The organism is Brevundimonas sp. AVps7 (genome assembly GCF_058681545.1).
Genome location: NZ_CM178742.1, coordinates 1,498,156 through 1,524,484, shown reverse-complemented (window position 1 = coordinate 1,524,484; position 26,329 = coordinate 1,498,156). Strand labels below are relative to the sequence as shown.

The following is a 26,329-nucleotide window of genomic DNA, read 5'->3' as shown; positions in this document are numbered from 1 at the left end:
ACACGTCGCCCCAAGTCAAGGACAGCCGCGATCTGGCTAATCGGTCGCTTTTCGGCTTTTCCGGCAACGATCTTGCGGCATAAGGCGTCGATGACCGCGCCCGCCTCCCTGACCGTCGATCTGAACGCCCTTTCGCACAACTTCCATGCGCTGGAAGCCGTGTCCGGCGTGCCCGTGCATCCGGTGGTGAAGGCCAATGCCTACGGCCTAGGCGCCGTTCCGGTGGCCAAACGGCTGCTGGTCGAGGGGGCGCGCACATTCTTCGTGGCGCGGCTGAATGAGGGCGTCGCCCTGCGCGAGGCGCTCGGTCCGGAGCCGATGATCTATGTGCTGGACGGCTGTGTCGGGGACGCGGCTCAGGCGCTGAAGGCCGCCGACCTGCGTCCGATCCTCAACCATGGCGGCCAGATCACGTCCTGGAAGGCGGCGAACGGCGGCGCCTGCGGGCTCCAGATCGACACCGGCATGAACCGTCTCGGCTTCCGGCCCGAGGATGCGCCGGAGACGTTCGACGGCCTCGAGCTGGTCATGAGTCACCTCGCCTGCGCCGACGATCCCGCCGAACCGATGAACCGGCGCCAGCGCGATGCTTTCTCCGCCCTATCAGTTCGTTATCCCGCCGCTCTGAAGTCCTTCGCCAACTCCGGCGGCTGCTTCCTCGGGCCCGATTACGGCTTCGACGCCGTCCGCCCGGGCATCTGCATGTACGGCGGCGGACCCGAAGGACGACCCGACGACCGCTTGAAGGCCGTCGCGACCCTGACCGCCGAAATCCTCCAGATCCGCGACCTGCCCGCAGGCGAGAGCGTCGGCTATTCTCGCGGATTCATCGCCGACCGGCCGCGCCGCATCGCCACCTGCGGCGCAGGCTATGCCGACGGGATCTTCCGCAGCAACTCCCCCGAAGGCCGCGTCTGGGCCGCCGGCGCACTGCGCCCCGTGCTCGGCCGGGTCTCGATGGACGTCATTGCGATCGACGTGACTGACGCGGACGTCAGCCTCGGCGATCACGTCGAACTGTTCGGCGCCAACCGCCCGGTCGATGACGCCGCTGCGGCTGCCGGGACGATCAGCTACGAACTGCTGACCTCCATCGGCAACCGCTGCGACCGCACCTACGTCGATCAGACCTGAGCCGCGATCACAGCCGGCTGTTCAGTCGGCGGCGTGGTCGGGAAATCGCGGATCGGATCGGGCAGTTCGCCGTCTTCCGTGATCGCATCGCAGTCCATGTGCCACTGCTCGGCCAGGACCAACCGCGTCCCGTCCCAACGCCAGCTTGCGCCTTCCGCGCAGCCGGTGGCCTGCATGCGGGTTGATCCGGCGAAGGTGCCTTCGTCGGTCCAGCCCATGTTCGACATACTGTCCCAGGTCTCCCAACCCTCGGCCCCCTGGTACTTGTAGAGCGGCAGAAGGACGTTCACCGGCGCCCCGCCGTCCTCCGAGACATAGACCCGGCTCCACTGGTCGGCCCGACCGGTCGAGCAGATCACGACCACGCCGACATCCCCGCCTCCGAGATCGACGGCCTCTGCGGTTCTTTCCTGCTCCAAGAAGTCGGGAAGGGCGCAGTCCTCGTCGGCCTTCACAAGCGTCATGACCTGGGTCTTCAACGCCTCCAGCCGCTCGGGCGTGACGGGGGCCGCGTCGCTGGCCGCCGCAGGCGCGGCCGGTTCGGGAGCGGACGGTTGGCAACCCGCCAACATTGCGAGCACCGCCAGACTGCAAACAGGCTTCACGATCATCGTTTCACTCCTGGACGGGAACGGCAGCAGGCGTGGGATCCGCCTTGCCCGAAACAGGCCAACCGGCCACTTCGCCGGTCGCAGGCGCGCCGGGCGTGGCATGGGTCACGCGCACCGCGCTGGTCATCACCAGCTTCGATCCATCCCAGCGCCAACGCATGGTGCGCGTCTGGGTGGACGTCTCGCCCTCATTCGGTCCGACTGTGTCGGACCAGACGAATTCCTTCGCTGCCGCATCCCACGTCGCTTCCGACGTCAGGCTGGTCTCCCAGTCGTAGCCTTCCTCGAACTCGGCCTCCGGTCCATTGAAGAGGATCAGCGACTGCGACTTGAGCACACCGTCGGCGCCCTGGACGTGAAGGGTCTTCGACGGCGCCTGGCCTTCCTCGTTCGGGTGACAGTCCGTCAGGACGGCGAAGGCGCCGCCGCCCAGATCGATGACCTGGTTCGCCGTCGGGGCCGCATGGCCGGGCCAGTCGCCCCCGCAACGCGCCATCACCGGCATCGCCAGGATGCGCGCGACGGCCGCCTCCGCAACGGCCGGCGACGTGGTCGCGGCTTCGGCCGGAGCCTTGGTTTCAGCCGCCTGCTGGCACGCGGCGAGGCCGAGCGCGGCGATGGCCGCAATGCAGATACTCTTCATGTCTTCCCCCAAAAGTTGAACGCAACGAACGGCGTTTCGGCGATCCGCGCAAGGCTTCAATCCTGACGGTCCCGGCGCACGTCTGAATCGGTCGCAGGTCTGAAACCGCCCCCTGCCCCGATGCGACCGACTCCTGTAAGCCGTCGTCCATGGCCAGAGACGGTGCGATCTATGTTTGTCAGTCCTGCGGGGGCGTCCACGGCAAGTGGTCGGGCCAGTGCGGATCCTGCGGCCAGTGGAACACCATCGTCGAGGAGGGCCGCTCGGCCACGCCTCCCGGGGCGCTGAAATCCGCCTCGACCGCCAGGGCGCGCGGGCTGCAGTTCGAATCCCTTCTGTCCGAAACGCCCGAGCCGCCGCGCATCGTCACCGGCGTGACCGAGTTCGACCGCGTCTGCGGCGGCGGGGTCGTGCCCGGCTCGGCCATCCTGCTGAGCGGCGACCCTGGCGTCGGCAAGTCGACCCTGCTCCTCGACGTCGCCGGTCGTGCGGCCCTGTCCGGCGCCCGTGTCGCCTACATCTCGGGCGAGGAGGCGATCGAGCAGATCCGGGCTCGCGCCAAGCGGATGGGTCTGTCTGAAGCCCCGGTCCAGCTCGCCTCCGCCACGGCGCTCCGAGACATCCTCGGGACGCTGAAGCGCGAGAAGTTTGACATCGTCATCGTCGATTCGATCCAGACTCTCTGGTCCGACGCCCATGAGGCCGGGCCCGGCTCGGTGACCCAGGTCCGCGCCTGCGCCGGCGAACTGGTGCGTCTGGCCAAGGCCGGCGGCCCCGCCGTCGTCCTGGTCGGCCACGTCACCAAGGACGGCCAGGTCGCCGGCCCCCGGGTGGTCGAACACATGGTCGACGCGGTCCTGAGCTTCGAGGGCGAGCGCGGCTATCCGTTCCGCATCCTGCGCGCTGGCAAGAACCGCTTCGGCGCCACCGACGAGATCGGCGTCTTCGAGATGGGCGACGCTGGCCTGCGCGAAGTCTCCAACCCATCGGCCCTCTTCCTCGGCGAGGGCAAGGATCGTGCGCCCGGCGCCGCCGTCTTTGCCGGCATCGAGGGCTCCCGCCCCGTCCTGGTCGAGATCCAGGCCCTGGTGTCCAAGTCCGCCTATGGCACCCCGCGTCGCGCAGTGATCGGCTGGGAGACAGGCCGCCTCGCCATGATCTTGGCGGTGCTGGAGGCCCGCTGCGGCTTCGGGTTCGGCGATCAGGACGTTTATCTGAACGTCGCGGGCGGTCTGCGCATCAACGAGCCCGCTGCCGATCTCGCCGCCGCCGCCGCCCTGATCTCCTCGGCCACCGGCATGCCCCTGCCCCAGGGCTGTATCGTCTTCGGCGAGATCAGCCTCTCGGGAGAAGTCCGCGCCGTCGGCCGAGCCGAGGCCCGCCTGCGCGAAGCCCAGAAACTCGGCTTCGACCAAGCCCTGTCTCCGCCCCTTACGGTCAAGGGCGGCGGCGTTTTGGTCACAGGCGTCAGCCGATTGACCGAAGCCGTCGAACGAATCTCGCAGAACAGGTATTGATGTCCGTGGTCTGCACGGGAACCGAATGACCGGCTTCGACGCCTTCGCCATCCTGGTCATCCTCGCCTCAGCCGCCGCCGGCTGGGTTCGCGGCGGCACGCGTGAACTGATCACCCTTCTGAGCTTCGTACTGGCCGCATTTTTCGCCCTGGTCGCCCTGCCGCTGACGGCTCCGATAGGTCGTGCGCTGGTCAATCCCGACTGGGCCGGCTCGATCGCCGCCGCTGTCGCCTCCTTCCTGCTGGTCTATTTCGGCATCCGCATCTTCGGCTCGATCCTGTCGAAGCGCGCCCAGGCCCATCCGACCCTCGGCGGGATCGACAGGTTGATCGGCATCCTGGTCGGCGCGGGCCGGTCTCTGGTCCTGCTGGGCGCCATCCATCTGGTCATCGTCGCGGCCATGCCGGGCGAGAAGACGCCCCGCTGGCTCAGCGAAGCCGCGCTGCGTCCGGTCAGCGCCGGCGCCGCCCGCGCCATCCAGATCATCCTCCCGGGCATCGGCCGCGGCGCCGACGCCATCAGCCCGGTGGTCGATTCGTCCGTCCGCAGAGGCTTTTCGAACGATCAAGCCTTGCCCTCGCCCCAAACCAGCCCTAACTCGCGCCCGTCCGCCGCCCAGTAAAATTTCGCCTGTCATCGGAGCCTCCACGATGCGCAGCTTGCCTCACGACATCCAGCCCCCGGTCGTCCACCGCGAGCACTACCGAGACGCGGATGACGACCATCCGCGTCTGGAATGCGGCGTCTGCGGCGTCTGGGGCGCCGACAAGGACGAGGCCTCCGGCATCGTCGCCCTCGGCCTGCACGCCCTGCAGCATCGCGGCCAGGAAGCCTGCGGCATCGCCTCGGTCAACACCGAGCGCTTCCACACCGAGCGCCACATGGGTCACGTCGGCGAGGCGTTCGGCGGCACGGACCTGGCCAAACGCATGCCGGGCTCGGCGGCCGTGGGCCACACCCGCTATTCGACGGCCGGCGGCAGCTTCCTGCGCAACATCCAGCCGATGTTCGCAGACCTGGACCAGGGCGGCATCGCCATCGCCCACAACGGCAACCTGACCAACTTCCACTATCTGCGGAACCAGCTGGTCGGCGAGGGTTCGATCTTCCAGTCCACCTCGGACTCCGAAGTCATCCTCCACCTGATCGCCCGCAGCCGTAAGGCCAAAATCGTCGACCGCTTCATCGACGCATTGGCCCGGATCGAGGGCGGCTACGCCCTGGTCGCCCAGACGCGCACCAAGATGATCGGCGCCCGCGACCCTCTGGGCATCCGTCCTCTGGTTCTGGGCAAGATCGGCGAGGCCTGGGTCATGGCCTCCGAGACCTGCGCCCTGGACACCATCGGCGCGACCTTCGTCCGGGACGTCGAACATGGCGAGGTGGTCGTGATTGACCACGAGGGCCTGCGCTCGCTCAAGCCCTTCCCGGCCCGCGCCGCCCGGCCCTGCCTGTTCGAATACGTCTACTTCTCGCGTCCCGACAGCGTCGTGAACGGCCGCTCTGTCTATGGCGTGCGCAAGCGCATGGGCGAAGGTCTGGCCCGCGAGTTCCCGATCGAGGCCGACGTCGTCGTGCCCGTGCCTGACTCAGGCGTCCCGGCTGCCCTCGGCTACGCCCAAGCCAGCGGCATCCCCTACGAGATGGGCATCATCCGCAGCCACTATCTGGGCCGCACCTTCATCCAGCCCAGCCAGGGCGCCCGCCAGAAGGGCGTGGCCATGAAGCACAGCCCCAACCGCTCGGTGATCGAGGGCAAGCGCGTCGTCCTGATCGACGACTCCATCGTGCGCGGCACGACGTCGGTGAAACTGGTCCGCGCCGTCCGCGACGCCGGCGCGACCGAGGTCCACCTGCGCTCCGCCTCGCCGCCAATCCTGTGGCCCGACTTCTACGGCATCGACATGCCGGAGCGTGACCAGCTGATCGCCGCCAACAAGACCATGGAAGAGATGCGCCAGATGCTGGAGGTCGATTCGCTCGGCTTCCTGTCGGTCGACGGCCTGTACAAGGCGATGGGCGAAACGGGCCGGAACGACGCCGCGCCCCAGTTCACCGACCACTATTTCACCGGCGACTACCCGACCCGCCTGGTGGACCGTGAGATCGAGGAAGGCGGCCGCGATGCGGTCAGCCGGCAACTTTCGCTGCTCGTCAGCGCTTAAGCTTCATGAGCACGAACCTCGGCTACTTCACCCTCGACACGATCGACATCGCCAGGGCCAAGGCCTTCTACGGCGCCCTCTTCGGCTGGACCTTCGACGAGGATGTGTCGAAATCGACCTATGCCCACGTCACCGACAGCGATCCCCCGTTCGGCTTCACCAAGGTCGAGCGTGCGCGTGATCACCCCAATCTGTACTTCCGCGTCGACGACATCGCGGCGACCTGCGCCCGCGTGACCGAGCTCGGCGGCAAGGCGGCCATCCCGGCGGAGAGCCCCACAGGTCTCAGCTGCGCCGTCAGCGACGACCAGGGCGTCTGCTTCAGCCTGTGGCAGGCCGGCGAAGGCTACTAGGCGGCTTCCGCCGGTCCGGTCGCCGCGCTATCAGGCGCCATGACTTCCGACCTCCCCCTGAATGACCGTATCGCCCTCGTCGTCGGCGCCTCACGAGGCATCGGCTATGAAGCCGCCCTGGCCCTCGCTGTCGCCGGCGCCCATGTCGTCGCCACGGCCCGCACGCAGGGCGCGCTCGAGGATCTGGACGACGCCATCTATGCCGCAACCGGCCGCCACGCGACGCTCGTTCCCTTCGACCTGATCGACGGCGGCGGCATCGACCGTCTGGGCGGCGCCATCTTCGGCCGGTTCGGCAAGCTCGACATCTGGGTCAACGCCGCCGCCACCCTGGGCGCGCAAGGGTTGACCCCGGTCAGCCACATCGACCCGCGCGGCTTCGCCAAGATCGAGAAGACCAACTTCACCGCCACCTATCGCCTGATCCGCTCGCTGGAGCCCCTGCTGCGCGCCTCCGACGCCGGCCGCGTCATCCACCTGACCACCAGCCTCGCCCGCGAACCGAAGGCCTTCTGGGGCCTCTACGCCGCGACCAAGGCCGGCGCCGAGGCCCTGATGCTGTGCTGGGGTGACGAAATCGAGAACACCAACGTCCGTGTGAGCGTCCTGGACCCCGGCCGCATGCGCACCCAGATGCGCGCCCAGGCCTTCCCCGGCGAAGACCCGATGACCCTGCCCGCCCCGTCGGAACTCGGCCCCCTGATCGTCGAACTGGCGCGCGGCGACCTGACGCCGACGTTGAGGGTGTCGTTCAAGGAATGGAAGGCGGGCCTGCCCGCCGACGCCCTGATCTAGACAGGCGTCTGCCGACGCTGGACCAGAACTGCCGCACCGCCGGCGAGCAGGGTTGCCAGCAGGATCGTCGCCCATTCGCTCAGGGTTGGAACCGGCGCCGGCGGAGCCGAGTTCAGCACCACGCTGTCGACACGCATCTGATAAGCGTCATTCACATGGGTGGTCAGGAAGAAGACCCGGACGGTCTGGCCCACATAGGCGTTCAGATTGTAGGGCCCACGCGCCACGACCGGATCGCTTGTGCCCTGCGAACCGTTGTGGCTGTAGAGGGTCTGGAGCACCACATTGGAGGTGTTTCGGATCTGCAGAGCTCCCTGGTCGGCTGCGTTGGCGGCGTTGCCGATGCTGCCCATGCTGACGGTCAAGGTGTTGACCGTCCCCGCCGGAATCGTCACGTCCTGATAGAAGCCGCAGCGCTGAGCACCCGACAGGACGCCGGCATGGCCTCCGGTCGTGCCGGCAAGCGGGCCGCCGTACCAATCCCAGTTGCAATTGCCGGAACTGTCGATGTCGACGACCGTCCAGCCATTGATGTTGGCGTTGAAGCTGCCGTTCGTGATCAGGTCCGCCGCTGCGGCCTCGACCGGTGCGGCGAAAAGGCCGAGAGCGCAGGCGATGCCGGCAAGGAAACGATAAGACATGTGAACCCTCGACGCTGGACAATTTCCGTCACGCCGGCGAGGCGCGCGCGACTATGGTCAAGCTAAGGTCGGGTCGTCTGTCTACTGGACACTTTTGGGACGCCTGGGCGAACCCTACTTCTTCGGCGCGTGCTTCTGCCCGGTCCGCACACGTCCCGACCGCGACACCTGCCTCGCCCCGCCGCGCGCGCCCTTCTGGATCGCCACGGACGAGCCGGCCTTCTTCGACGCGCTGTTCTTCACCGCGCTGATAATGCGCGGCTTGGCGACGCGGGTCTTCTTCTGCTCCAGCGCCTTGCCGGGCAGATGGGATTCCTCTTCCGCCTTCTTGCGGACAGCGCGCGGGGCGGTCTTTGCGTCGCCCTTGTAGCGTTCGGGACCCGACTTGGCCCCGCCCGTCGCATAGGGGTTCTCCGAGCCTCCCTTGACCGTCAGCCGGATCGGCACGCCGGGCAGGTCGAAGCTCTCGCGGATCGAGTTGGTCAGATAGCGAATATAGTGTTCGGGCAGATTGCCGCCCCGGCTGGCGAACAGCACGAAGGTCGGCGGACGGGCCTTCGTCTGGGCCATGTATTTGGTCTTGATCCGCTTGCCGTCGACGGCGGGGGGCGGATGCCTCTGGGTCGCCAGGCTGAGCCAGTCGTTCAGATCCTTGGTCTTGACCTTCACCGACCAAGTCTCGTGCGCCTTCAGCACCGCCGGCATCAGCCGCTCCACGCCGCGCCCCGAATGGGCCGACAGCGCCACGAAGGGCGAGCCCTTCAGTTGCGGCAGCTTGTCTTCGGCCAGACGTTTCAGCTCGGCCATCTTGGCCTGCGGTTCCTCCTCGAGGTCCCACTTGGCGGCGACATAGACCAGGGCCCTGCCCTCGCGCTCGACCAGATCGGCCAGCTGCAGGTCCTGGACGTCGAAGGCGTTGTCCTTGTCCATGACCAGGACGACGACCTCGGCGAAGGTGATGGCGCGGATGGTGTCGGCGACCGACAGCTTCTCCAGCTTCTCCTGCACCCGCGCCTTGCGGCGCATCCCGGCCGTGTCGACCAGGCGGATGTTGTGGTCCTCGTATTCCCAGTCGACCGAGATGGAGTCGCGGGTGATCCCGGCCTCGGGCCCGGTCAGCAGGCGATCCTCACCGATCAGACGGTTGATCAGGGTCGACTTGCCGGCGTTCGGGCGGCCGATGATGGCGATGCGGATCGGCTTGTCGGGCTCGTCGATCTCTTCGATGAAGATGTCGACCGAGGCGTCGCGGATGGCGGCATACAGATCGGCCATCCCCTCGCCGTGCTCGGCGGAGATGGCGACCGGCTCGCCGAAGCCCAGCCGGTAAGCCTCACCCACGCCGCCGCCGCTCTCGCGGCTCTCGGACTTGTTGGCCAGCAGGATGACGGGCTTGGACTGGTGGCGCAGGCGTTCGGCGAAGATCTCGTCCAGCGAGGTCACGCCTTCGCGCGCATCCATCATGAACAGGATGACGTCGCCATCCTCGATCGCCAGCTCGGTCTGCTCGCGCATCCGGCTTTCCAGGCTGTCGTCGGTGACGTCCTCGTAGCCGGCCGTGTCGATCAGCGTCAGGTCCATGTCGCCGATATTGCCGTCGGCATAGCGACGGTCGCGGGTCACGCCCGGGCGATCGTCGACGAGCGCGAGGCGCTTGCCGACCAGGCGGTTGAACAGTGTCGACTTGCCCACATTGGGGCGGCCGACGATGGCGAGCTTCAGTGCCATGTCGGCCTTCTAGCGTATTTCGCGGTCTTTGGTCAGCGAATGCTGACCAGTTCGCCGTCGTTGGTCAGAACGTAGAGCGCGCCGTTGTAGGCGGCCGGAGCGATATAGGCCGGCGCGCCGAGGTTCAGCGTGGCCGTCAGAGCGCCGGTCTTCGGATCGAAGGCCACGGCCTCGCCGTCCGAATTGACCAGAATCAGACGGTTGGACGCCAGGATCGGGCCCGACCATTCCGGCCGAACGGTGCGGTCGAAGAAGCCCATGAAGCCGCCTTCCTGACGCACGCGGCCCTCGTTGAGGTCCCGGGTCCAGTAGACGGCGCCCGAGTCGCGGTTGATCACCGTCAGCTCGCCCGACTTGGACACGACGTAGACCACGTCGCCGGCCGGCAGGGGCGCGTTCACGCCCGCGACCGGCAGGGTCCATTTCGGCTGGCCGGTGCGGATGTCCATCGCCTGCAGCACGCCGGAGTGGCTGACGGCATAGACGAATCCGCGCGAGATCACCGGACGACCGGCGATGTCGCGGATTTCCGACAGGGCGCTGGTGCGGCTGGTGCGCGACAGGACCTGGTTCCAGACCGCCTGGCCGTTGGTGGCGCGCAGGGCGACCACTTCGCCGGACGAGAAGGGCGCGATGACGGTGTCGCCGCTGACCGAGGGGCTGGAGGCGCGCATGACGCGGGCCGGCTCGACGATGCCGCGATAGGACCAGTCCTGCAGGCCGGTCGTGGTGTTGAAGGCGATGATCTGGTTGTCGACGTCGATGACATAGACGCGATTGCCCGCAACCGTCGGCGCACCGTGGATCGGCACATCAACCGGCTGGGTCCAGACAACCGCGCCCGTGTTGGCGTCCAGCGCCGACATGGTGCGATAGCCTGAGGCGACGAACACCTTGCCGCCGCCGACGGCCACGCCGCCGCCGAAGCCGCCGGTCAGCGAGCCGCCTCCCTGGCTGACAAAGGGAATCGGCAGACCGAAGGCGGAGACGCCGCCGGCCGCTTCACGACCGGTCGGCTTGACGTCGACCTTCCAGACCACCTCGCCGGTCGCGGCGTCCACGGCCGTGACCGTCGATTCGCCGTCCATGACGAAGACCTTGCCGGCGTCGGCCACGACCGGCGCCATCACCTGACGCGTGCGCGCCGAGCCTTCGCCGATGCGGCGACGCCAGCCGACCGTGAACTGGGGCGCGGCGATCACATGCTCGATCGAGGCCTCAGCGTTTCCGCCCGGCATCGGCCAGGAAGTCGCGGCCACGGGGCCCGGGATGAAGAAGTCGCGTCCGGCCAGACCGGCCGAGGGGGCCAGCTGCTGCTCGAAGGACAGGATCGAAATCCGCTGTCCCTCGCTCGCCGTGGCCTGGGGTTCGTTGTCCTGACCCAGGCCGAACGGCAGGATGCGCCGGGCCGAGGCGCAGGACGCCAGCGAGGCGGCCAGCCCCAGGACGATGGCGGTCTTCAGTACGCGCGTTACGGTCGTCATCCGAACTCCGGTCGTCATCAGGCGGGTCTTCACTGTTGGGCTGCCTGGGCTGCCTGAGCGAGTTGTTCGGGGCTCGGACCGGCCGGAGCGGCCGGCGGCGTCACCGACTGGGCGGCGACGATGGCCGGCAGGCCGGCGGCGACACCCGAATCGATCATGCCGATGGCGGCCTGGGCGCGCTGACGCACGGAATCAGGCACGTCCTGGCCGAGCGTCAGCAGCACGAACACTTCGCGCGCCTCGGCCGGCTTGTTGAACTGCAGGCGGGCCATGCCGAGCGCTTCCTGGGCGAAGGGCAGCATGGGCCGGCCCTCCTTGGTCAGGGGCTCCAGCCGGGCTTCCAGCTCTTCCAGGGTCGCGCCGTTGTCCATCATCAACAGGGCCGACTTGTAGACGGCTGTGTCGTGCAGCAGCGGCTCGCCCGAGGCCTTGGCGGCGTCGTCGAACAGCTGGATCGCGTCCGGAATACGGTTGGCGGCGACAGCCAGACCGGCGCGCTGCTGCAGGGCCAGGGCCTTGTAGGCGCCGTTGCCGGCCTTCTCCGCCTCGGCGAAGGCGGTCTCGGCCCCGGCCGAGTTTCCGGTCTGCAAGGCTTCGAGGCCGCGCTGATAGGCGATGGAGCCCGCGTTCGCCCGGCTCGTCTGGAAGCTCTGCCAGCCCCACCAGGCCAGTGCGGCGACCAGGGCCACCAGCAGAATTCCGCCCACGATGGGCAGCCAGTTGCGCGCCAGGCGCTTGAGGCGTTCGGAGCGGATGTCCTCCTCGACCTCTTCAAAGACATCAGTCACTAGCGGAGCCGCCCCAAAAAAACGCTGAAAAGCCAATCGGCGCGGACCCTAGAGGGTCGCCCTCGCCCTCGCAACGCCTCTTGAAGACAAGACGGGGACTACGGCAGAGCCGGCTTTTTGGAGAAGTAGGTCTCGACTTCGGCAGGAAAACGGCGGGCCTTCACATCGGCCGCATAGGTTTCGACCGCCCGGCCGATCTCGCCGCGCAGATCGGCGTATTTCCGCACGAATTTCGGCGTCCAGTCGAACAGGCCCAGCATGTCCGGGGTCACCAGCACCTGACCGTCGCAGGCGGCCGAGGCGCCGATGCCGATGGTGGGCTTGGCGATCGCCTCCGTGATCTCGCGAGCCAGCGGCTCGGCCACCCCCTCGATCACCACCGCAAAGGCGCCGGCGTCGGCCGTGTCATGGGCGGACTGCAGGATGCGCGCGTGTTCCGCCGCTTCCCGGCCCTTGGCCTTGAACGAGCCGTCGATGTTGATCGACTGCGGCAGCAGGCCGACGTGGCCCATCACGGGCACGCCGCGCCGGACCAGATAGTCGATGGTGGCGGGCACTTCGGGACCGCTCTCGACCTTCACGGCCTGCGCGCCCGTCTCCTTCAGGATGCGGACAGCGTTGGCGTAGGCCTGTTCGACCCCGGCCTCATAGCTGCCGAACGGCATGTCGATGACCACCAGCGCCCGTTTCGCGCCCCGCATCACCGCCTGGCCATGCAGGATCATCATCTCCAGCGTGACCCCGACGGTCGAGGACATGCCGTGAACCGCCATGCCCAGACTGTCGCCGACCAGCAGGACGTCGCAATGCGGATCCATGATCTCGGCCGTGGGGGCGTCATAGGCGGTCAGGACGACGATCGGCTCCCCACCCTTTCGGGCGGTGATGTCCGGGACCGTGATCCGTTTCACGACTTCCTGTTTCTGGCTCGACATGGGTACTCCGCGTATGGCGGCGGAGAGATAGGCGTCCGGATCGATCCCGTCGACCCGGACGCCCTCAACTCACACGTCCTGCGACAGCCTGACCACGCCCGCGGCGGCCACGGCGATCAGGGCTCCGGCTGCGATCCAGAACATCTGCATCGCCCCCATCGACCCGACCGTCATGTTCGCCAGACCCAGTTGCGACAGGCCGGAACCCACCGCGTCCTGGACGTTCAGGCTGGCGTTCTGAAGGCCCTGTCCGATGACCCGCCCGGCGACGGGCGCCTGACTGTCGGACAGTTGCAGGTTGAGGTTCATCGATTCCTTCACCGCAATGACCCCGCCGATCAGACCGGCGACGGTCAGGGCCAGGGTCCGCACCCGGCTGGAGGAGTGCAGCTTCGTCTCCACGTCCGCCGCGAACAGGCTCGCGTCGGCCATCTGGGGCGAGCGGGCGAACAGCCGCTCGATCATCGGATCAAATTCATGAGCCGACATGGGTCGACCTCCCCGACTGTCCGACATCCGGCGAAAGCCGGGCGCGGAGTTTATCCAGACCACGTTTGACATGAGACTTCACCGTTCCAAGCGGCAGATTCATGGCGGAGGCGATCTCCGGATGAGAAAGCCCCGCGCCATGGCACAGGGACACGCAGAGACGTTCCGTTTCGTTCAGCGCCTTCAACGCCTCGTCGAGGTCGACCAGTCCCGCCTGATCGCGGGCGGGAGCGACATCGTCCTCGCCCGGTTCGACTTCGGCGACATAGCGGGCGTCCCTGGCCTTGCGCTTCAGATAGAGGCGCGCGGCAATGCGCTTGACCCACGCGGCGAAGGTGCCCTCGCCCCGAAACTCGGCGCATTTCTCGAACGCCTGCAGGAAGGCGTCCTGCGCGACATCGTCAGCTTCGGCGCCCTGCGCTCCCATGCGTCGCAGCAGGGACCGCACGGCCGAGCCGTGGCGGCGGACCAGTTCGCCGAACTCGCGCCGTCCACCCGCCGCCGCGAGGGCGGCGAGCTCGACGTCGTGATGATCCATCAGGGCCTTGGCCATGATCAGGTTCCCCCTGTCAGACCGGACTCAGTCCTTGTTCTTGTTGAAGAAGCTCAGGACGATGTACGCCAGACCGATGGTGACCGGGATGGCCGCGATGCCGAGCAGGCCGCCATCGAAGTTGGGACCGTCGCTCCAGTCGTCGCCGAAACCACGCAGGTCGTTGATCAGGCTGAAGGCGGAGATGCCGATACCGGTCGCCAGCCAGATGATGCCCCGCCGAATGTCGCGGGTGCGCGACGGGATGTTCTTGGTGGCTTCCCGGCCCAGAGCCTCGATGACTTCCGGCGGCAGGGGCTGACCCTTGTCGATGGCGGCGCGGACGGTCGCCTGCATCTCCTGGCGTTCTTTCGACTTGAGATAGGTCGGGCCGACGATGATGGCCGTGATGGTGCCGAATACGGCGAAGATCGCGAACAGCGGAATGAAGTCTTCCATGGGATGTCCCCTTTTTCGATGATGACCGAGCCTGATGCCCGGGCCTTCTGATCACAAGAGGCGCCGGCGACGCCCAACAGATGCGATTGACGACGTGAAATCTTCGTAAGGTGACGCCTGACCCATTCTGACGTGTCAGACCTGCGGCTGGCGGACCCTCGGCGAACCGCCTAGCATTCCTGCAAGATCAATCAGATCGCAGGACACTTCGCATGAACCGTCGCCCTCAGCTTCTGACTTTCGTCTTCTGCGCAGCCCTCGCGGCCGCCTGTTCTCCGCGGACGGAAGCGACGGCTGAGAGTGAAGCAGCGCAGCCCCAGGCCCTGACCGCCGATCACGTCGCCAACCTGATCGCAGCCGACGGCGCGGCCCACACGGTGGCCGTTCTCACCGGCCCGGCCGATCCCACCGGCATCGACAAGGTGTTCCAGGGCGTCGCAACCGGCGCGCCCGAATGGCTGGCCCTCGTTCCCGCGATCGAACCCGAGACCGACGGCATGTACGCAGAGGGTCTGCAGGACGCCCTCGCCACCGCACTGACGCACAATGCGCCGGACGTGCTGGCGCTGATCCCCGACCATGCCGACGCCTTCTTCGTCTGCAGCGCGACGGCGCCGCCGGACGCCCGCATGATCGCCGCCCGGGCCGCGGTCGACGCCGTCACCGAGCCCGCTCTGCAGGCCGCCAAAGCCGAGTGCATCCGGTTCTTCGAAGGCGCCGAACCGGATCTGGCGGAATAGCGGCCTAGATCGCCTTCAGCCGCCGCGCCCCCGCCATCAACCCCGCCACGCTCAGGGCCGTGATGCCCAGGATGGCGGCGGCGGGCGCGAGCGTCTGGCCCAGACCCGCGATCACTGGCCCCATCATCGGCCCGAGCGCCCAGCACAGTACCATGGCCGCGATGGTCCACGGGATCAGGGCACCGACGGTGGCGAAGGCGCGACGACGGGCGACCCGCTCGGCCACCCCGGCCTGGAAGGCCAGATCGCGCAAAGGCGGCGTCGCCTCAGCGAAGAATGTGTTCAGCCGTTCCTCAGGCGTCATCGGACCCTCCGGTCAGCACAGCCAGCAACCGCGCCCTGCCCCGCGTGACATGGGATTTCACGGTCCCAAGCGGTAGACCCAGCGCCTCGGCCGCTTCCGAATGCGACCAGCCGTCGGCCAGACACAGGGCGACACAGGCCCGCTGATCGGCCGGCAGCCCGGCCATCGCATCGGCCAGAGCCAGCCGGTCCTCTTCCGGGATACCCCCGGACGGCGCCGTCTCGTCCAGCCATGACCGGTCGCGCGCCTGCGACCTCAGCCCCGACCGGATCCGGTCCTGCCCTTTGCGCCAGGCGATGCCGAACAGCCAGGACCGCAGCCCCGCCGGATCCTTCAGCCGCCCCAGCGAACCCCAGGCCGTCACGAACACGTCCTGGGCCAGGTCGTCCGCCTCGTCCCAGTTGCGCCCCAGTAGCCGTCTCAGAAACGCCCGCACCGGCGCCTGGTGTCTTTCCACCAGCCGCGCGAAGGCGGCGTCCGATCCGGCGCGCGCGGCCGCGACCAGCCCCGCGTCCACCGAGGCGCCCTCCATTGTCCTGTCCCCCACGGACCGACATCAGTCCCGGCGACGACGGCGGCCGAGCAGGCTTGAGACCAGCGAGGCCGCGGCAAGGGCGCCCATCACAAAGGCCACGATCAGGAAGGCGTCCCCGGCCCCATACATGTTCGACCAGCTGGCGTAGCCGAAGCCCACGGCCATGATCCCGAACAGCACGACGGAGAACGAGTTGCCGTTATCCATCCGGGTGCCGGGCGTATACTCGTGCCGGTCATCGAGCGGCTGTTCGACGATCTTCAGCAGGCTCTCCGGCGGCTGTTCGCCCCGGTCGGCATAGGTCTTGATGATCTTCAGCACGTTCTTCTGGCGGTAGTAGTTCACCATCGCGTTGAAGCCGCCGAAGATGAACCAGCTGAGCGGGAACAGAAGCCACCAGTAGCCTTGGAACAGTTCGACCATTGTCGTTCACCCTGTATGCGCCGGCCCATCGCCCGCGCTTTCGATGAGTAGTCGGCGCCGACTGCGTGAATGGATGCACGCCGCCGAAGAAAATGCCATCTAGGCCGAAGTCAAACGGAGAACCGCCATGAGCCACGTCACCTATCGCATCGTCGAGCACGACGGCGGCTGGGCCTACAAGGTCGGCGACACCTACTCCGAGACCTTCCCCGCCCACGACGACGCCAAGGCCGCCGCCGTCCGCGCCAGCCGCGAACAGCGCGTCGCTGACCAGACCTCCATGATCGAATACGCCGACAGCACCGGCGCCTGGGTCACCGAACGCGCCGATGGCCACGACCGCCCGGAGACGGACGTCGAGGGCTAGGGCTCACCTCCACCCTTCTCATCCCCGTCAATGCGGGGATGAGAAGGGCGCTGGAACGATCGAGGATTTATTTCCTGGCGCAGCCTTGCGCCCGGGTTGAGAGCCCACCATCTCCGCTGGACGGTCTTTGACAGGTCCAACCTCTGATCCACTCATCGGACGAATCCGATCCAGTCGATCCGCAAGCCGCCTCTGATTTTCCAGACGAATTCTCCCGATTTCGTCCGTTTCGTCCGTTTTGTCCGTTTCGTCCGGTGTTTTTCGTCCGGACGAACGGGACAGGGATCAGGCCGGGAACGCCGCCTCATAGATCTCCGGCTTGAACCCGACGATCGTCCGGTCGCCCAGATCCAGCACCGGCCGCTTGATCATCGACGGCTGCGACAGCATCAGGGCGATAGCCTTGTCGGCGTCCAGCCCCTCCTTGTCGGCGGCATCCAGCGCCTTGAAGCTCGTCCCGTTCCGGTTCAGCACGATCTCCCAGCCGTGTTCGGCGACCCAGCCTCCCAGCGTCGCCCGATCAATCCCGGCCTTCTTGTAGTCATGGAAGGTGAAGGCCCGGTCTTGCTGATCCAGCCAGACCCGCGCCTTCTTCACCGTGTCGCAGTTCGGGATGCCGTAGAGGGTTGGGATCATCGGAACTTCCTCAGGCCGCGCGGTCCCATCCGCCCCGCCCCGGCGCGCTTGCCGAGCCAGTCCTTCCAGTCGGGCCAGTTGCGGCGACGTCCGCCGCCGTCGACCCACTCCGGCCCGGCCTCGCCGATGAAGACGGCGATATCCGTCAGCCCGCCCTGTTTGAACGACTGCAGCTTCACACCTTTGCCCCGGCCCATCTCGGGCAGTTCCTCGGCCCTGAAGATCAGGGTCTTCAGGTTCTCGCCGATGGTCACGATATGATCGCCGTTGACCCGGATGACAGCCAGCAGGTCGCCGTTCAGCACCTGTTTCCCGCCCCGCTTCTGGGCCAGCAGCTCATCTTCAGGCGCGATGAACCCGTACCCGGCCTTCGACGCCATCAGCAGCTTCGATCCCGGCTGATGCGCCAGGACCGCGACGATCCCGGCGCTCTCCTCCAGATCGATCATCAGCCGCAGCGGCTCGCCGTGCCCGCGCCCGGAGGCCAGCTTGTCGGCCCCGACCGTGAACACCCGCCCGTCCGACGCCGCGACCAGCAGCTTGTCGGTCGTGAAGGCGGGCACCAGGAAGCCGAGCGTGTCGCCCTCCTTGAACTTCAGCTCCGACGGATCCTCGACCTTGCCCTTCACCGCCCGGATCCAGCCCCGCTCTGACAGGATCACGGTGATGGCCTCCCTCGGGATGAAGGCCTCGGCCGGGACGAAGGCCGAGGCGTCCACGGCCTCGGCGATCGTCGTGCGGCGCGGCGAGACCAGGGCCTTGCGCGTCGCCGCCAGTTCCTGGCCGATCTTCTTCCACTGTTTGGCCGGCGAGGATGACAACGCCTGCAGGTTCGCAAGTTCCTCAGCCAGCGCCTTGTATTCGTTCTCGATCGCCATCTCTTCGATCCGCGCCAGCTGACGCAGACGGGTGTCGAGGATATAGTCGGCCTGCATCTCCGACAGGCCGAACCGGGCGATCAGCACGGCCTTGGGCTGCTCCTCCTCGCGGACGATCCGGATCACCTCGTCCAGGTTCAGGAAGACGATCCGCAGGCCTTCCAGCAGATGCAGCCGCTTCTCGACCCGCTCGATTCGCCATTGGGACCGCCGGTTCAGCACCTCGCGCCGGTGATCGAGGAAGGCCTGCAGACAGGCCTTCAAGCCCATCACGCGCGGCGTGCCGGTCGCATCCAGCACGTTCATGTTGACCGGGAAACGAACCTCCAGGTCCGACAGCCGGAACAGGCTCTCCATCAGGCTGTCAGCGTCGATGTTGCGGCTCTTGGGCTCGATGACGACGCGAATGTCCTCAGCCGACTCGTCGCGCACATCGCCCAGCAGCGGCGCCTTCTTCTGCTCGATCAGCTCAGCCAGGGCCTCGATCAGCTTGCCCTTCTGGACCTGGTACGGGACCTCGGTGATGACGATCTGATAGCCGCCCCGGTCCAGCGGTTCCCGCTCCCAGCGCGCTCGCAGGCGCACCCCGCCCCGGCCCGTCTCATAGGCCTCCAGGATCGAGGCATGGCCCTCGACCGCCACTCCGCCCGTCGGGAAGTCCGGCCCCGGCACGATCTCGGCCAGCTCCGACGTGGTCGCCTCGGGCTTGTCGAGCAGCAGCAGACAGGCGTCGATCAACTCGCCGACATTGTGGGGCGGGATCGAGGTCGCCATGCCTACGGCGATGCCCGACGATCCGTTGGCCAGCAGGTTCGGGAACCCGGCCGGCAAGACCACCGGCTCCTCATCCTGGTCATCATAGGTGGGGCGGAAGTCCACGGAATCCTGATCGATTCCGTCCATCAGCAGCACCGCCGCCGCCGTCAGCTTGCACTCGGTGTAGCGCATGGCCGCAGCGTTATCGCCGTCGATGTTGCCGAAGTTCCCCTGCCCGTCGACCAGCGGATAGCGCTGGGCGAAGTCCTGGGCCAGGCGGACAAGGGCGTCATAGATCGAGGCGTCGCCGTGCGGGTGATAGGTGCCCATCACCTCGCCGACGACCTTGGCGCATTTCCGCGCCGCCGCCTGCGGGTTCAGCCGCATCTGGTGCATGGCGTACATGATCCGCCGGTGCACCGGCTTGAACCCGTCGCGCACGTCCGGCAGAGCCCGGTTGGTGATCGTCGACAGGGCGTAGGCCAGATAGCGCCGCGACAGGGCGTCGCCCATCGGCTCGTCGACGATGCGGCCGCCTTCGGGCGGAGGGGTGTGGATGGTCATGGGCGGTCGAATCACTCAGGCGAAGGCCGAAGTCTAGCGGCTTCCTCAGCCTAGGGCGCGGAACCACCGGTCGATCAGCACAGCCTCGGCCCGGCGCGCGGCGGTCCGTTCCTCGGCCTCGGCGTCTACGCCCCACTGACGCTCCTGGAAGGCTTCGTCGAGCCGGCTCAGTTCGAAGGCCGCCTCCCCGCCCAGCGAACCGCGCTGAACCGCCAATCCCAGGATCGCGCTGCCCAACAGGGGCACGGCCATGGCCAGGGCTGTCAGCTGGAAGTCGTCGAGTTCCAGCGCCAGCTCGCGCACCGTGGCGATGCTCTCCGGAGGCTGCTCGACATGGATGATGCCCGACGTCGGCTGGACGACGACGCCCAGCTCGCGTTCGGCCCACTCGCGCCACGGCGTCCAGGCCCGGGCCTGCTCCGCGACCAGCGGCGTGGGGTGTTCGGCGAGGTAGCAGAGCAGGTCCGAGCCGACATAGGCGGCGATCTCCTCTGCCACCGGCTCGCGCGTGACGGCGACCCGGTCGATGGCCGTGGCCGCGATCCGCGTGGCCGGCATGGACCCCGGATCGAGGAACTCTCCCTGCGCCGCCCATTCCGCAGCGACCAGGCTTGCGGCCGCCTCGGTCGGCAGCAGGAAACGGTTGTGCGCAGGCGTCTTGGGCGCGCGCCCGTCCAGCAGGACCACCCAACCCTCGGCGTCTTCGGCGGCGACCGACGCCTCCTTCCAGAAACGCTTCAGCCGCTCTTCGGATTCGCGGAACCCCTTCCGGGCGGCGACCATTGGGTCCAGCGGCGGGATATGGCTCATGCGAAGGCTCGTGCGGCGAAACGGTCGAGGGCGGATTCGAGGTCGTCAAAGTCCGTGGCGACATGAGCGGCCCCGGCGGCGATCTGTTCCTGAGGCGTATGGAAGCCCCAGGCCACGCCCTGGGGCATGACGCCGGCCGCCACGGCCATCGCGACGTCGTGCGCCGTATCGCCGATCATGACGGTCGAGGCCGCGTCAGCCGAACAGGCGCTCATCGCGGCGTGCAGCATGGCCGGATCCGGCTTGCCCGGCCCGTCCTCCGCGCAGTGGGAAGACACGAACAAGTCGGCCCAGCCCTGTCGGGCGAGGTTCCTCGCCACACCCCGGCGGTTCTGGCCCGTCGCCAGCGACAGCCGCCAGCCGTCGCGATGCAGCCGCCTCAGCGCCTCCATCGCCCCGGGGTACAGCGGCTCCTCGTGGCCGGATGCATAGAGGCGGTTGAAGCTGGCGCGGAACCCCTCTGTGAACCGCTCAAGCTCCTCAGGGGTCAGCCCCGGCTCAAGCACCGCCAGGGCGTGCGGCAGGCTCAGACCCACGATCTGGCGCACCCGGTCGTATTCGGGATCGGGCAGGCCCAGCTCCCGGGCGGCATCCGTCGCGGCCTGCAGGATCGAGGCGCGGCTGTCGACCAGGGTGCCGTCGATGTCGAAGACTGCGAGCGGGCGGGTCATCGCTGACGCTTCACGCCCTCGAAGGGGTCGTAGTCCGCCTCGCCCTCGTCGAAGCCGAAATGCTGGAAGCCGGCGCGTAGTTCCGCACTGATGGGCGCCTCGACAATCAGCTTGCCGCCCGACGGGTGATCCAGCTCGATGCGACGGGCATGCAGTTGCAGCTTTAGCGGACCGCTCAGTTCGGTCGATTTCTCGTCGCCGTATTTGGGGTCGCCCAAGATGGGATGGCCGATGGCCTTCATGTGCGCCCGCAGCTGGTGCGTCCGCCCGGTGAAGGGCCGCAGGGCCATCCACGAGGCCCGCTGGCCCGCGTGGCTGATCAGGGCGAAGGCCGTCTCGGCCGGCTCCGCCCCGTTCTCCTTGGGATCGGCCGGACGCATGATCTCGTAGTCGTTGATGCCGGACTTCTTCAGATGCATGTCGATCTGCCCGGCGTTCGGCTTGGGCAGGCCCAGGACGATGGCCCAGTAGGTCTTCTTGGCCTGACGTCGTGCGAACGCCCCGGCCAGTCGCTTGGCCGCCTCCGGCCCCTTGCCGAGCAGGAGGACGCCCGAGGTATCGCGGTCCAGCCGGTGCACCAGACGCGGCCGGTCCATCCCCTCGCCCCAGGCCGACAGCAGCCGATCGACGTGGCGCGTAGTCTTGGTGCCGCCCTGCACGGCCAGTCCCCACGGCTTGTTCAGGGCGATGACCAGGTCGTCCTCGTAGATGACCATAGATTTGGCGAAGGCGATGTCGGCGGGCGTCAGGGCCATGTGCTCGCCCGGCGCGCGGACGATGGGCTCGGGGATCGGCGGCACGCGCACGGCGGCCCCGGCGGTCAGGCGGCCTTCAGGCTTGATGCGGGCGCCGTCGACGCGAATCTGACCGCCCCGCGCCATCTTCTGCACCTGGATATTCGACAGGTGCGGCCAGCGCCTGCGGAACCAGCGGTCCAGCCGGATGCCGTCCTCGGCCTCGGCGACATAGAGGATCTGGGCCTCGCGGGCGCCGACAGGTCCCTTGGGCGCCGGCGCCTCGGCTGCATCTTCCTTGGGGTCGTAGCTCACAGGGCGTCTCCGAATGCGCGGCGGGCCAGCATCAATCCGGCCATCAGGGCCGCGACGGCCAGCACCACCGACAGCAGGACATAGGCGCCCGCCAGACCGTATTCACGCCGCTCGATCATCAGCACCGTCTCCAGCGAGAAGGCGGAGAAGGTTGTAAAGCCGCCGAGCAGCCCCACAGCGGCGAAGACGCGCACTGTCTCCTGCCCGGCTCCAGCCCGCAGGCCCATCCAGCCGACCAGCAGACCCATAGCCAGACCACCGACGACGTTGACCGTCAGCGTGCCCCACGGCCAGGTCGAGGCGGGAAACAGGCGCGCGGCGCCCAGTCCCACGCCGTAGCGCGCCATGGAGCCCAAGGCCCCGCCGAGGGCGACGAGCAGAAGTCTTGTCATGATCGGGGCCTTATAGCGCGCCCGGTCCTCACGTCACCTGACCGAAACTTCACTTGCCGCGTTACAGGGTTAACGGCGATACCCAAGCTTCGCGTTGGGAGAGAACCCGGTCAGTCCCGCGACGGGTTCTGCCATAGTGCCGGGTCAAGGTCGCAAGGGTCATACCGTCCGTCATGTCGCACGACGATCATCACACGCCCGAACCGGGTCCCGGCCTGACCATCCCGGCAGCGTCGCCCGCGCCCCCGTCGGGCGCGGCCGACATTCCGAACCGCCCCATTCCGGCGGCGACGCCGGCTCCCGCGCCCGAGCCGATCACGGCTCAGGAGGGCATCCTTCGCCCGATTCAGGAAAGCGACTATTTCACCCTGGATCCGGAAGCGATCCGGATCATCTCGGCCAATATCGACCAGTATTTCAACCAGGCGCTGGATATCTTCCCGTTCTGGGAGACCGAGAACAAGCCGGACCGGTTCCACGTCCTGTTCTCCCGCCAGATCGAGGAGCGTTTCCCCGTCGACGAAGACATCCGGGGCCGCATCCACGGCTATGGCCGACGCGTTTTCAACGCCTTGCGCGTTCATGTGATCACCAAGCGTCTGACCCAGGGCGTGGCTCTGATCGCCTTCGCCGCCATGGCGATCATGGGCCCCGGCCTGTTCGCGGAATGGACCGGCGGGCAGCCGCAGGGACTGGGTCTGGCGGTTCTGGGCATGCTGATCACGGTCGGCATCTTCTTCGGCGTCTCCTCGATACTGTTCGTCCAGTACCGGTTCCGGCTGGAGAACGATTCCTACGAACTGTCCCGCGAGGTCGTTCAGCGGACGCGCGAGCTGCAGAACCTTTTCACCAACGCCCGGGCCCTGTCGGACCAGGCCGAGACCCAGTTCCAGATGGACGGCAAGGGTTGGGGCCAGCGCGCCCTGTTCCTTACGCGATTGGTGATGTGGATCGCGGCACGCATGGAATATCTTGAGAAATTTGCCCAGATGGAGCTGTGGCGCGTGCGGCGGGAACGCTACTGGATGCGCTGGGTCGCACGGATCACGACGCCTTTCGTCCTGCTGGTCTGGCTGGCCATCTTCGCCTTCTGGCCCGCCCCGGCAGCGAATGAGGTCGGGTTCCGGATTCTTCAACTGGTCGCCCTGGGGATGGGTCTGCTGGTGTCCTGGCTGTCCTACTTCAATTGGCGGACGCCGACGGCGGCGGTGAAGGACAAGCTCGGCGTCGAGGGCTGGGTCCGGTACGCCTCGCTGGACGTCGACAACACGATCGGCGACCAAGTGCGGCGGGACAAGGAACGCCTCGTCGAATACCGCGCCCTCACTCGCGGCCGCTGAGCTCGTAACGCACCTCCCGAGCCTCATAGGCCTCGCCCCGATCAGGGCGGGCGCCTCGGCCGAGGCGGATTTCCAGGACGGTCGAGGTCGGCGACGGGCCTTCGAAGTTCAAGCCGACGCCGACACCCACGCCCGTTGATGAGTAACGGTGGCCGCCGTAGCGACCCGAACTTCCGCCGTAGCCGACGGAGACGCTGGGTCGAACGCCGCCTGCGCTGTCGGGACGGCCGTCGATATAGCGCTGAGTCACCTCGAACCAATCATAGCCCTGTTCGAGGGTCAGGTCGGCGGCCCGCAGCAGGGCCATGTCGGCGACCGGGCCTGGCGCGCCGACACCGTTGTAGCTGACCCGATATCGGTCGCTCTCGATCCGCTGTTCCGAAAAGCCCTGCCCATTCGGCCCGCGCTGGGGGCCGTAGGGGGCGAGACTGGCGCAGGCTGCCAGCGACAGGGCGGCCGTGGCGATGACGAGGGTGCGGATCATGGGCGTAGTCCTTTCGCAGGTTAAGCGCTGCGGGCGGGCGAGCCGTTCCCGATGAACCCGACTCCGGAGAATTCAGTACAGATAGTCCATTGAGTCTGGTCGGCCCGAACCCGGAAACACCGTCCGAAGCGTTCGATGCGTCCGAAGCGTTCGCCCATACTGATCCTTTCCGCACGAAAGGGATCAGTATGGGGGCGTTTCAGGGCGTGATGGGTAAAAGACCTCTTGTTAGGGCCGAGCCTTGATTTCAATGGCGAATTTGGACGATCCGTTGATGGGTATCGCCTGTCTTCCTTCTCCTCTTGCGGGAGAAGGTGGCAGCCGAAGGCTGACGGATGAGGGGTTGTACCGGTGGCTGGAGTGAGTGGATCGAGCGCCGACCTTCGACGTTAGTGTAACCCCTCATCCGACCTCGCTTCGCTCGGCCACCTTCTCCCGCAAGGGGAGAAGGGAAGTTAGACAGTCAGCCCCATCGCCTCGGCCAGCGCCCGAAAATCCTCTGGCGGTTCGGCGGTCACTGTGCGTTCGCCGCCGTCCGGGTGCGGGAACCTGAGCGACACGGCATGCAGCATCAGCCGGGGCGCGCCTCGGCCCGCCGCGGTCAGGGCGCCGCCGTAGCGGACGTCGCCGACGAGGGGCCGACCGATGTGGGCCATGTGGACGCGCAACTGGTGCATCCGGCCGGTGAAGGGCTGGAGTTCGACCAGGGCGCCGTCCACGCTGGACGACAGGGTCCGGTATTTGCTGCGGGACCCTTGCGCGCCCTTCGTGTCGAAGGCGGCGACCCGCATATAGCTCTCGCGGCCGATCTCCTGACGCACGAGGGGGACGTTGATGTCGCCGCTAGCCGGATCGGGCGCGGCGGAGACCAGAGCCAGATAGGTCTTGGTCAGCTTGTGGGCCTGAATGGCCTTGCCGAGGAAGCCGGCGGCGGGTTTGGTCTTGGCGGCCAGGATGACGCCCGAGGTGTCCCGATCCAGCCGATGCACGAGATCCGGCCGTTTGCCGTTCGAGCGTGCGAAGGCCCACAGCAGGTCGTCCAGCGTATGGGCCTGAATACGGCCGCCCTGGCTGGAGAGGCCGGCGGGCTTGGCGAAGGCGATCGTCGAGGCGTCCTCGTGAATGACCCACGACCGGACGGCGGCGATCTCTTCAGGCGACAGGATGACGGGGGTGCGATCGGACACCCCCGCCGGTTAGCGGAGAACGCCCCGCTTGCCCATGGTCCAGGCGTACCAGATGAAGAAGACGCAAGCGGCGCCGATCACGATCTGCATCGGCCACATGGAGCCCATGGTCTCCATTCCGTTCGACAGGGCGAAGGCATAGACCGCGCCTGCCGCCCAGCCGAGGAAGGACAGGATGAAGACCGGCGTCGCCCATTTGCGGCGCAGCAGCAGAAGAAGCCCACCCAGCAACCCGCCCCAGACGCCGATGGCCCAGGCCGCGTGCGTCCACGCCGGCATCTCGTGGAAATAGGTTATCGCCGCCTCGGTCATGCCCATGCTGGTCAGCCAGGCATCCCCCTGAGTCTGGGTCATGGTGTAGTCGACGCAGCCGAAGCTGTTCCACAGCAGCGCCACGACGCCGACGACCCAGAGGTGCCAGGGCGTCTTGATGGTCTGCCCCAGGCCGCTCACGACAGCACGCCCTTCTTGCGCATCGTCCAGGCGTACCAGAGCAGGAAGGCGGCGATCGCGGCGATGATCCACGGCATGTAAGCCATGACGGCCATTTCAGGCGGCAGGCCGGGCATGGGGTTCATCAGGCCGAAGATCAGGCTGGTGACCGCGCCGATGACCGACAGGGCGAAGGCATGGACCGCCCATTTCATGCGAAGCAGCAGCAGGACCGACCCCGCGAGGGCGCCCCAGACGCCCAGGGTCCAGGGAACGTACATCCAGGTCGGCATGGCCATGAAGTAGTCGATCATGGGCTGGGTCATGCCCGAGGCGCGCATATAGGTCTCGCCTTGGGTGTTGGTCATGATGAAGTCAAAACCGCCGAACCCGTTCCAAAGCAGACTCACCACCCCCACCAGCCACAGGTGCCAGGGCGTCTTCGTTCCATCAGCCATCGTCCCCTCCCAAGGATCGCGTGAACGGC

32 protein-coding genes are annotated in these 26,329 nt (G+C 67.4%); 9 read left to right on the top strand and 23 right to left on the bottom strand.

The window, feature by feature from the left end:
• Positions 1-90: 90 nt before the first annotated feature.
• Positions 91-1,134: an alanine racemase gene (alr, locus tag ACW17Y_RS07495; protein WP_492038119.1), complete on the top strand. Its 1,044-nt coding sequence runs from the start codon at positions 91-93 to the stop codon at positions 1,132-1,134.
• Here the strand turns inward: alr and ACW17Y_RS07490 are convergent.
• Complete coding sequence (locus ACW17Y_RS07490) at positions 1,125-1,745, bottom strand: DUF1176 domain-containing protein (protein WP_492038118.1); 621 nt, start codon at positions 1,743-1,745, stop codon at positions 1,125-1,127. The two genes, alr and ACW17Y_RS07490, sit on opposite strands and share 10 nt — an antisense overlap.
• A 4-nt stretch (positions 1,746-1,749) precedes the next feature.
• Entirely contained in the window at positions 1,750-2,388 is a 639-nt protein-coding gene (locus ACW17Y_RS07485; protein ID WP_492038117.1) for a hypothetical protein, read from the bottom strand.
• A gap of 149 nt (positions 2,389-2,537) precedes the next feature.
• Here ACW17Y_RS07485 and radA point away from each other — a divergent pair, with 149 nt between their 5' ends.
• The 5 genes from radA to ACW17Y_RS07460 are packed head-to-tail and all read left to right on the top strand — an operon-like array spanning position 2,538 to position 7,218.
• On the top strand, positions 2,538-3,905 hold the full coding sequence (gene radA, locus ACW17Y_RS07480) for a DNA repair protein RadA (protein WP_492038116.1): 1,368 nt from the start codon (positions 2,538-2,540) through the stop codon (positions 3,903-3,905).
• A gap of 25 nt (positions 3,906-3,930) precedes the next feature.
• Positions 3,931-4,527 (top strand): CvpA family protein, encoded by a 597-nt coding sequence (locus tag ACW17Y_RS07475; protein ID WP_492038115.1) that lies wholly within the window; start codon positions 3,931-3,933, stop codon positions 4,525-4,527.
• Positions 4,528-4,555: 28 nt separating this feature from the next.
• Positions 4,556-6,070 carry an amidophosphoribosyltransferase gene (gene purF / locus ACW17Y_RS07470; RefSeq protein ID WP_492038114.1) on the top strand — a complete coding sequence of 505 codons (1,515 nt, stop codon included), beginning with the start codon at positions 4,556-4,558 and terminating at the stop codon, positions 6,068-6,070.
• Between the two features lie 5 nt (positions 6,071-6,075).
• Positions 6,076-6,423 carry a VOC family protein gene (locus ACW17Y_RS07465; RefSeq protein ID WP_492038113.1) on the top strand — a complete coding sequence of 116 codons (348 nt, stop codon included), beginning with the start codon at positions 6,076-6,078 and terminating at the stop codon, positions 6,421-6,423.
• A gap of 39 nt (positions 6,424-6,462) precedes the next feature.
• A complete protein-coding gene (locus ACW17Y_RS07460) occupies positions 6,463-7,218 on the top strand; it encodes an SDR family NAD(P)-dependent oxidoreductase (protein WP_492038112.1) in 756 nt (251 codons plus the stop codon).
• Here ACW17Y_RS07460 and ACW17Y_RS07455 read toward each other — a convergent pair.
• From ACW17Y_RS07455 to ACW17Y_RS07420, 8 genes are all read right to left on the bottom strand, one after another.
• Positions 7,215-7,859 (bottom strand): IPTL-CTERM sorting domain-containing protein, encoded by a 645-nt coding sequence (locus ACW17Y_RS07455; protein ID WP_492038111.1) that lies wholly within the window; start codon positions 7,857-7,859, stop codon positions 7,215-7,217. The genes ACW17Y_RS07460 and ACW17Y_RS07455 overlap by 4 nt on opposite strands.
• A gap of 114 nt (positions 7,860-7,973) precedes the next feature.
• The gene (gene der, locus ACW17Y_RS07450) at positions 7,974-9,587 is read right to left on the bottom strand and encodes a ribosome biogenesis GTPase Der (protein WP_492038110.1); all 1,614 of its coding nucleotides are present in this window, start codon (positions 9,585-9,587) and stop codon (positions 7,974-7,976) included.
• Positions 9,588-9,619: 32 nt separating this feature from the next.
• The gene (locus tag ACW17Y_RS07445; protein WP_492038109.1) at positions 9,620-11,071 is read right to left on the bottom strand and encodes a PQQ-like beta-propeller repeat protein; all 1,452 of its coding nucleotides are present in this window, start codon (positions 11,069-11,071) and stop codon (positions 9,620-9,622) included.
• 29 nt (positions 11,072-11,100) lie between these two features.
• A complete protein-coding gene (locus tag ACW17Y_RS07440; protein ID WP_492038108.1) occupies positions 11,101-11,859 on the bottom strand; it encodes a tetratricopeptide repeat protein in 759 nt (252 codons plus the stop codon).
• Positions 11,860-11,957: 98 nt separating this feature from the next.
• The gene (panB, locus tag ACW17Y_RS07435; protein WP_492038107.1) at positions 11,958-12,794 is read right to left on the bottom strand and encodes a 3-methyl-2-oxobutanoate hydroxymethyltransferase; all 837 of its coding nucleotides are present in this window, start codon (positions 12,792-12,794) and stop codon (positions 11,958-11,960) included.
• A gap of 69 nt (positions 12,795-12,863) precedes the next feature.
• On the bottom strand, positions 12,864-13,283 hold the full coding sequence (locus ACW17Y_RS07430; RefSeq protein ID WP_492038106.1) for a hypothetical protein: 420 nt from the start codon (positions 13,281-13,283) through the stop codon (positions 12,864-12,866).
• Entirely contained in the window at positions 13,270-13,836 is a 567-nt protein-coding gene (locus ACW17Y_RS07425; RefSeq protein WP_492038105.1) for an RNA polymerase sigma factor, read from the bottom strand. The genes ACW17Y_RS07430 and ACW17Y_RS07425 overlap by 14 nt, the downstream gene beginning before the upstream one ends.
• 27 nt (positions 13,837-13,863) lie before the next feature.
• Positions 13,864-14,274, bottom strand: coding sequence for a DUF6249 domain-containing protein (locus ACW17Y_RS07420; protein WP_492038104.1), 411 nt, complete (start codon positions 14,272-14,274; stop codon positions 13,864-13,866).
• 212 nt (positions 14,275-14,486) lie between these two features.
• Here ACW17Y_RS07420 and ACW17Y_RS07415 point away from each other — a divergent pair, with 212 nt between their 5' ends.
• On the top strand, positions 14,487-15,014 hold the full coding sequence (locus ACW17Y_RS07415; RefSeq protein ID WP_492038103.1) for a hypothetical protein: 528 nt from the start codon (positions 14,487-14,489) through the stop codon (positions 15,012-15,014).
• Positions 15,015-15,018: 4 nt separating this feature from the next.
• Here the strand turns inward: ACW17Y_RS07415 and ACW17Y_RS07410 are convergent, their stop codons facing one another.
• Genes ACW17Y_RS07410 through ACW17Y_RS07400 form a run of 3 tightly spaced genes read right to left on the bottom strand, consistent with a single transcriptional unit; the run spans position 15,019 to position 16,276 of the window.
• On the bottom strand, positions 15,019-15,318 hold the full coding sequence (locus tag ACW17Y_RS07410; RefSeq protein WP_492038102.1) for a hypothetical protein: 300 nt from the start codon (positions 15,316-15,318) through the stop codon (positions 15,019-15,021).
• Positions 15,308-15,850, bottom strand: coding sequence for an RNA polymerase sigma factor (locus ACW17Y_RS07405; protein ID WP_492038101.1), 543 nt, complete (start codon positions 15,848-15,850; stop codon positions 15,308-15,310). Before ACW17Y_RS07405 ends, ACW17Y_RS07410 begins: the two co-directional genes overlap by 11 nt.
• A gap of 24 nt (positions 15,851-15,874) precedes the next feature.
• Entirely contained in the window at positions 15,875-16,276 is a 402-nt protein-coding gene (locus ACW17Y_RS07400) for a hypothetical protein (RefSeq protein WP_492038100.1), read from the bottom strand.
• A gap of 127 nt (positions 16,277-16,403) precedes the next feature.
• Here ACW17Y_RS07400 and ACW17Y_RS07395 point away from each other — a divergent pair, with 127 nt between their 5' ends.
• Positions 16,404-16,643: a hypothetical protein gene (locus ACW17Y_RS07395; protein WP_492038099.1), complete on the top strand. Its 240-nt coding sequence runs from the start codon at positions 16,404-16,406 to the stop codon at positions 16,641-16,643.
• A 285-nt stretch (positions 16,644-16,928) separates the two neighbouring features.
• On the opposite strand, the gene ACW17Y_RS07390 is transcribed toward ACW17Y_RS07395, so the two are convergent.
• From ACW17Y_RS07390 to crcB, 6 genes are read right to left on the bottom strand one after another with little or no spacing between them, the layout of a single operon-like run.
• Positions 16,929-17,279, bottom strand: a complete 351-nt coding sequence (locus ACW17Y_RS07390) for an arsenate reductase (RefSeq protein ID WP_492038098.1) — start codon at positions 17,277-17,279, stop codon at positions 16,929-16,931.
• Positions 17,276-19,477: a DNA topoisomerase IV subunit A gene (gene parC / locus ACW17Y_RS07385; RefSeq protein WP_492038097.1), complete on the bottom strand. Its 2,202-nt coding sequence runs from the start codon at positions 19,475-19,477 to the stop codon at positions 17,276-17,278. The genes ACW17Y_RS07390 and parC overlap by 4 nt, the downstream gene beginning before the upstream one ends.
• Before the next feature lie 45 nt (positions 19,478-19,522).
• On the bottom strand, positions 19,523-20,287 hold the full coding sequence (locus tag ACW17Y_RS07380; protein WP_492038096.1) for an ATP12 family chaperone protein: 765 nt from the start codon (positions 20,285-20,287) through the stop codon (positions 19,523-19,525).
• Positions 20,284-20,958: an HAD-IA family hydrolase gene (locus ACW17Y_RS07375; protein WP_492038095.1), complete on the bottom strand. Its 675-nt coding sequence runs from the start codon at positions 20,956-20,958 to the stop codon at positions 20,284-20,286. The genes ACW17Y_RS07380 and ACW17Y_RS07375 overlap by 4 nt, the downstream gene beginning before the upstream one ends.
• Positions 20,955-22,007, bottom strand: coding sequence for an RluA family pseudouridine synthase (locus tag ACW17Y_RS07370; RefSeq protein WP_492038094.1), 1,053 nt, complete (start codon positions 22,005-22,007; stop codon positions 20,955-20,957). The genes ACW17Y_RS07375 and ACW17Y_RS07370 overlap by 4 nt, the downstream gene beginning before the upstream one ends.
• Entirely contained in the window at positions 22,004-22,399 is a 396-nt protein-coding gene (crcB, locus tag ACW17Y_RS07365; protein WP_492038093.1) for a fluoride efflux transporter CrcB, read from the bottom strand. The genes ACW17Y_RS07370 and crcB overlap by 4 nt, the downstream gene beginning before the upstream one ends.
• 173 nt (positions 22,400-22,572) lie before the next feature.
• On the opposite strand from crcB, the gene ACW17Y_RS07360 reads away from it, so the two are divergent.
• Positions 22,573-23,739, top strand: a complete 1,167-nt coding sequence (locus tag ACW17Y_RS07360; protein ID WP_492038092.1) for a hypothetical protein — start codon at positions 22,573-22,575, stop codon at positions 23,737-23,739.
• Here the strand turns inward: ACW17Y_RS07360 and ACW17Y_RS07355 are convergent.
• The 4 genes from ACW17Y_RS07355 to ACW17Y_RS07340 all read right to left on the bottom strand — a co-directional run bounded on the left by ACW17Y_RS07355 (position 23,723) and on the right by ACW17Y_RS07340 (position 26,300).
• On the bottom strand, positions 23,723-24,223 hold the full coding sequence (locus tag ACW17Y_RS07355; protein WP_492038091.1) for a CC0125/CC1285 family lipoprotein: 501 nt from the start codon (positions 24,221-24,223) through the stop codon (positions 23,723-23,725). The two genes, ACW17Y_RS07360 and ACW17Y_RS07355, sit on opposite strands and share 17 nt — an antisense overlap.
• 455 nt (positions 24,224-24,678) lie before the next feature.
• Positions 24,679-25,410, bottom strand: a complete 732-nt coding sequence (locus tag ACW17Y_RS07350; protein WP_492038090.1) for an RluA family pseudouridine synthase — start codon at positions 25,408-25,410, stop codon at positions 24,679-24,681.
• 9 nt (positions 25,411-25,419) lie between these two features.
• Entirely contained in the window at positions 25,420-25,863 is a 444-nt protein-coding gene (locus ACW17Y_RS07345; RefSeq protein WP_492038089.1) for a hypothetical protein, read from the bottom strand.
• Positions 25,860-26,300: a hypothetical protein gene (locus ACW17Y_RS07340; protein ID WP_492038088.1), complete on the bottom strand. Its 441-nt coding sequence runs from the start codon at positions 26,298-26,300 to the stop codon at positions 25,860-25,862. Before ACW17Y_RS07340 ends, ACW17Y_RS07345 begins: the two co-directional genes overlap by 4 nt.
• Between the last annotated feature and the right edge of the window lie 29 nt (positions 26,301-26,329).

Coding starts and splice junctions, on each gene's coding strand:
- ACW17Y_RS07390 (WP_492038098.1), bottom strand. CDS start 17,279: ATGATCCCAACCCTCTACGGCATCCCGAACTGCGACACGGTGAAGAAG.
- ACW17Y_RS07380 (WP_492038096.1), bottom strand. CDS start 20,287: ATGAGCCATATCCCGCCGCTGGACCCAATGGTCGCCGCCCGGAAGGGG.
- radA (WP_492038116.1), top strand. CDS start 2,538: ATGGCCAGAGACGGTGCGATCTATGTTTGTCAGTCCTGCGGGGGCGTC.
- ACW17Y_RS07445 (WP_492038109.1), bottom strand. CDS start 11,071: ATGACGACCGTAACGCGCGTACTGAAGACCGCCATCGTCCTGGGGCTG.
- ACW17Y_RS07475 (WP_492038115.1), top strand. CDS start 3,931: ATGACCGGCTTCGACGCCTTCGCCATCCTGGTCATCCTCGCCTCAGCC.
- purF (WP_492038114.1), top strand. CDS start 4,556: ATGCGCAGCTTGCCTCACGACATCCAGCCCCCGGTCGTCCACCGCGAG.
- ACW17Y_RS07410 (WP_492038102.1), bottom strand. CDS start 15,318: ATGACGCCTGAGGAACGGCTGAACACATTCTTCGCTGAGGCGACGCCG.
- ACW17Y_RS07420 (WP_492038104.1), bottom strand. CDS start 14,274: ATGGAAGACTTCATTCCGCTGTTCGCGATCTTCGCCGTATTCGGCACC.
- ACW17Y_RS07425 (WP_492038105.1), bottom strand. CDS start 13,836: ATGGCCAAGGCCCTGATGGATCATCACGACGTCGAGCTCGCCGCCCTC.
- ACW17Y_RS07485 (WP_492038117.1), bottom strand. CDS start 2,388: ATGAAGAGTATCTGCATTGCGGCCATCGCCGCGCTCGGCCTCGCCGCG.
- ACW17Y_RS07490 (WP_492038118.1), bottom strand. CDS start 1,745: ATGATCGTGAAGCCTGTTTGCAGTCTGGCGGTGCTCGCAATGTTGGCG.
- ACW17Y_RS07430 (WP_492038106.1), bottom strand. CDS start 13,283: ATGTCGGCTCATGAATTTGATCCGATGATCGAGCGGCTGTTCGCCCGC.
- ACW17Y_RS07355 (WP_492038091.1), bottom strand. CDS start 24,223: ATGATCCGCACCCTCGTCATCGCCACGGCCGCCCTGTCGCTGGCAGCC.
- ACW17Y_RS07400 (WP_492038100.1), bottom strand. CDS start 16,276: ATGGTCGAACTGTTCCAAGGCTACTGGTGGCTTCTGTTCCCGCTCAGC.
- panB (WP_492038107.1), bottom strand. CDS start 12,794: ATGTCGAGCCAGAAACAGGAAGTCGTGAAACGGATCACGGTCCCGGAC.
- ACW17Y_RS07340 (WP_492038088.1), bottom strand. CDS start 26,300: ATGGCTGATGGAACGAAGACGCCCTGGCACCTGTGGCTGGTGGGGGTG.
- ACW17Y_RS07460 (WP_492038112.1), top strand. CDS start 6,463: ATGACTTCCGACCTCCCCCTGAATGACCGTATCGCCCTCGTCGTCGGC.
- ACW17Y_RS07465 (WP_492038113.1), top strand. CDS start 6,076: ATGAGCACGAACCTCGGCTACTTCACCCTCGACACGATCGACATCGCC.
- der (WP_492038110.1), bottom strand. CDS start 9,587: ATGGCACTGAAGCTCGCCATCGTCGGCCGCCCCAATGTGGGCAAGTCG.
- ACW17Y_RS07415 (WP_492038103.1), top strand. CDS start 14,487: ATGAACCGTCGCCCTCAGCTTCTGACTTTCGTCTTCTGCGCAGCCCTC.
- ACW17Y_RS07395 (WP_492038099.1), top strand. CDS start 16,404: ATGAGCCACGTCACCTATCGCATCGTCGAGCACGACGGCGGCTGGGCC.
- alr (WP_492038119.1), top strand. CDS start 91: ATGACCGCGCCCGCCTCCCTGACCGTCGATCTGAACGCCCTTTCGCAC.
- ACW17Y_RS07375 (WP_492038095.1), bottom strand. CDS start 20,958: ATGACCCGCCCGCTCGCAGTCTTCGACATCGACGGCACCCTGGTCGAC.
- ACW17Y_RS07405 (WP_492038101.1), bottom strand. CDS start 15,850: ATGGAGGGCGCCTCGGTGGACGCGGGGCTGGTCGCGGCCGCGCGCGCC.
- ACW17Y_RS07455 (WP_492038111.1), bottom strand. CDS start 7,859: ATGTCTTATCGTTTCCTTGCCGGCATCGCCTGCGCTCTCGGCCTTTTC.
- crcB (WP_492038093.1), bottom strand. CDS start 22,399: ATGACAAGACTTCTGCTCGTCGCCCTCGGCGGGGCCTTGGGCTCCATG.
- parC (WP_492038097.1), bottom strand. CDS start 19,477: ATGACCATCCACACCCCTCCGCCCGAAGGCGGCCGCATCGTCGACGAG.
- ACW17Y_RS07360 (WP_492038092.1), top strand. CDS start 22,573: ATGTCGCACGACGATCATCACACGCCCGAACCGGGTCCCGGCCTGACC.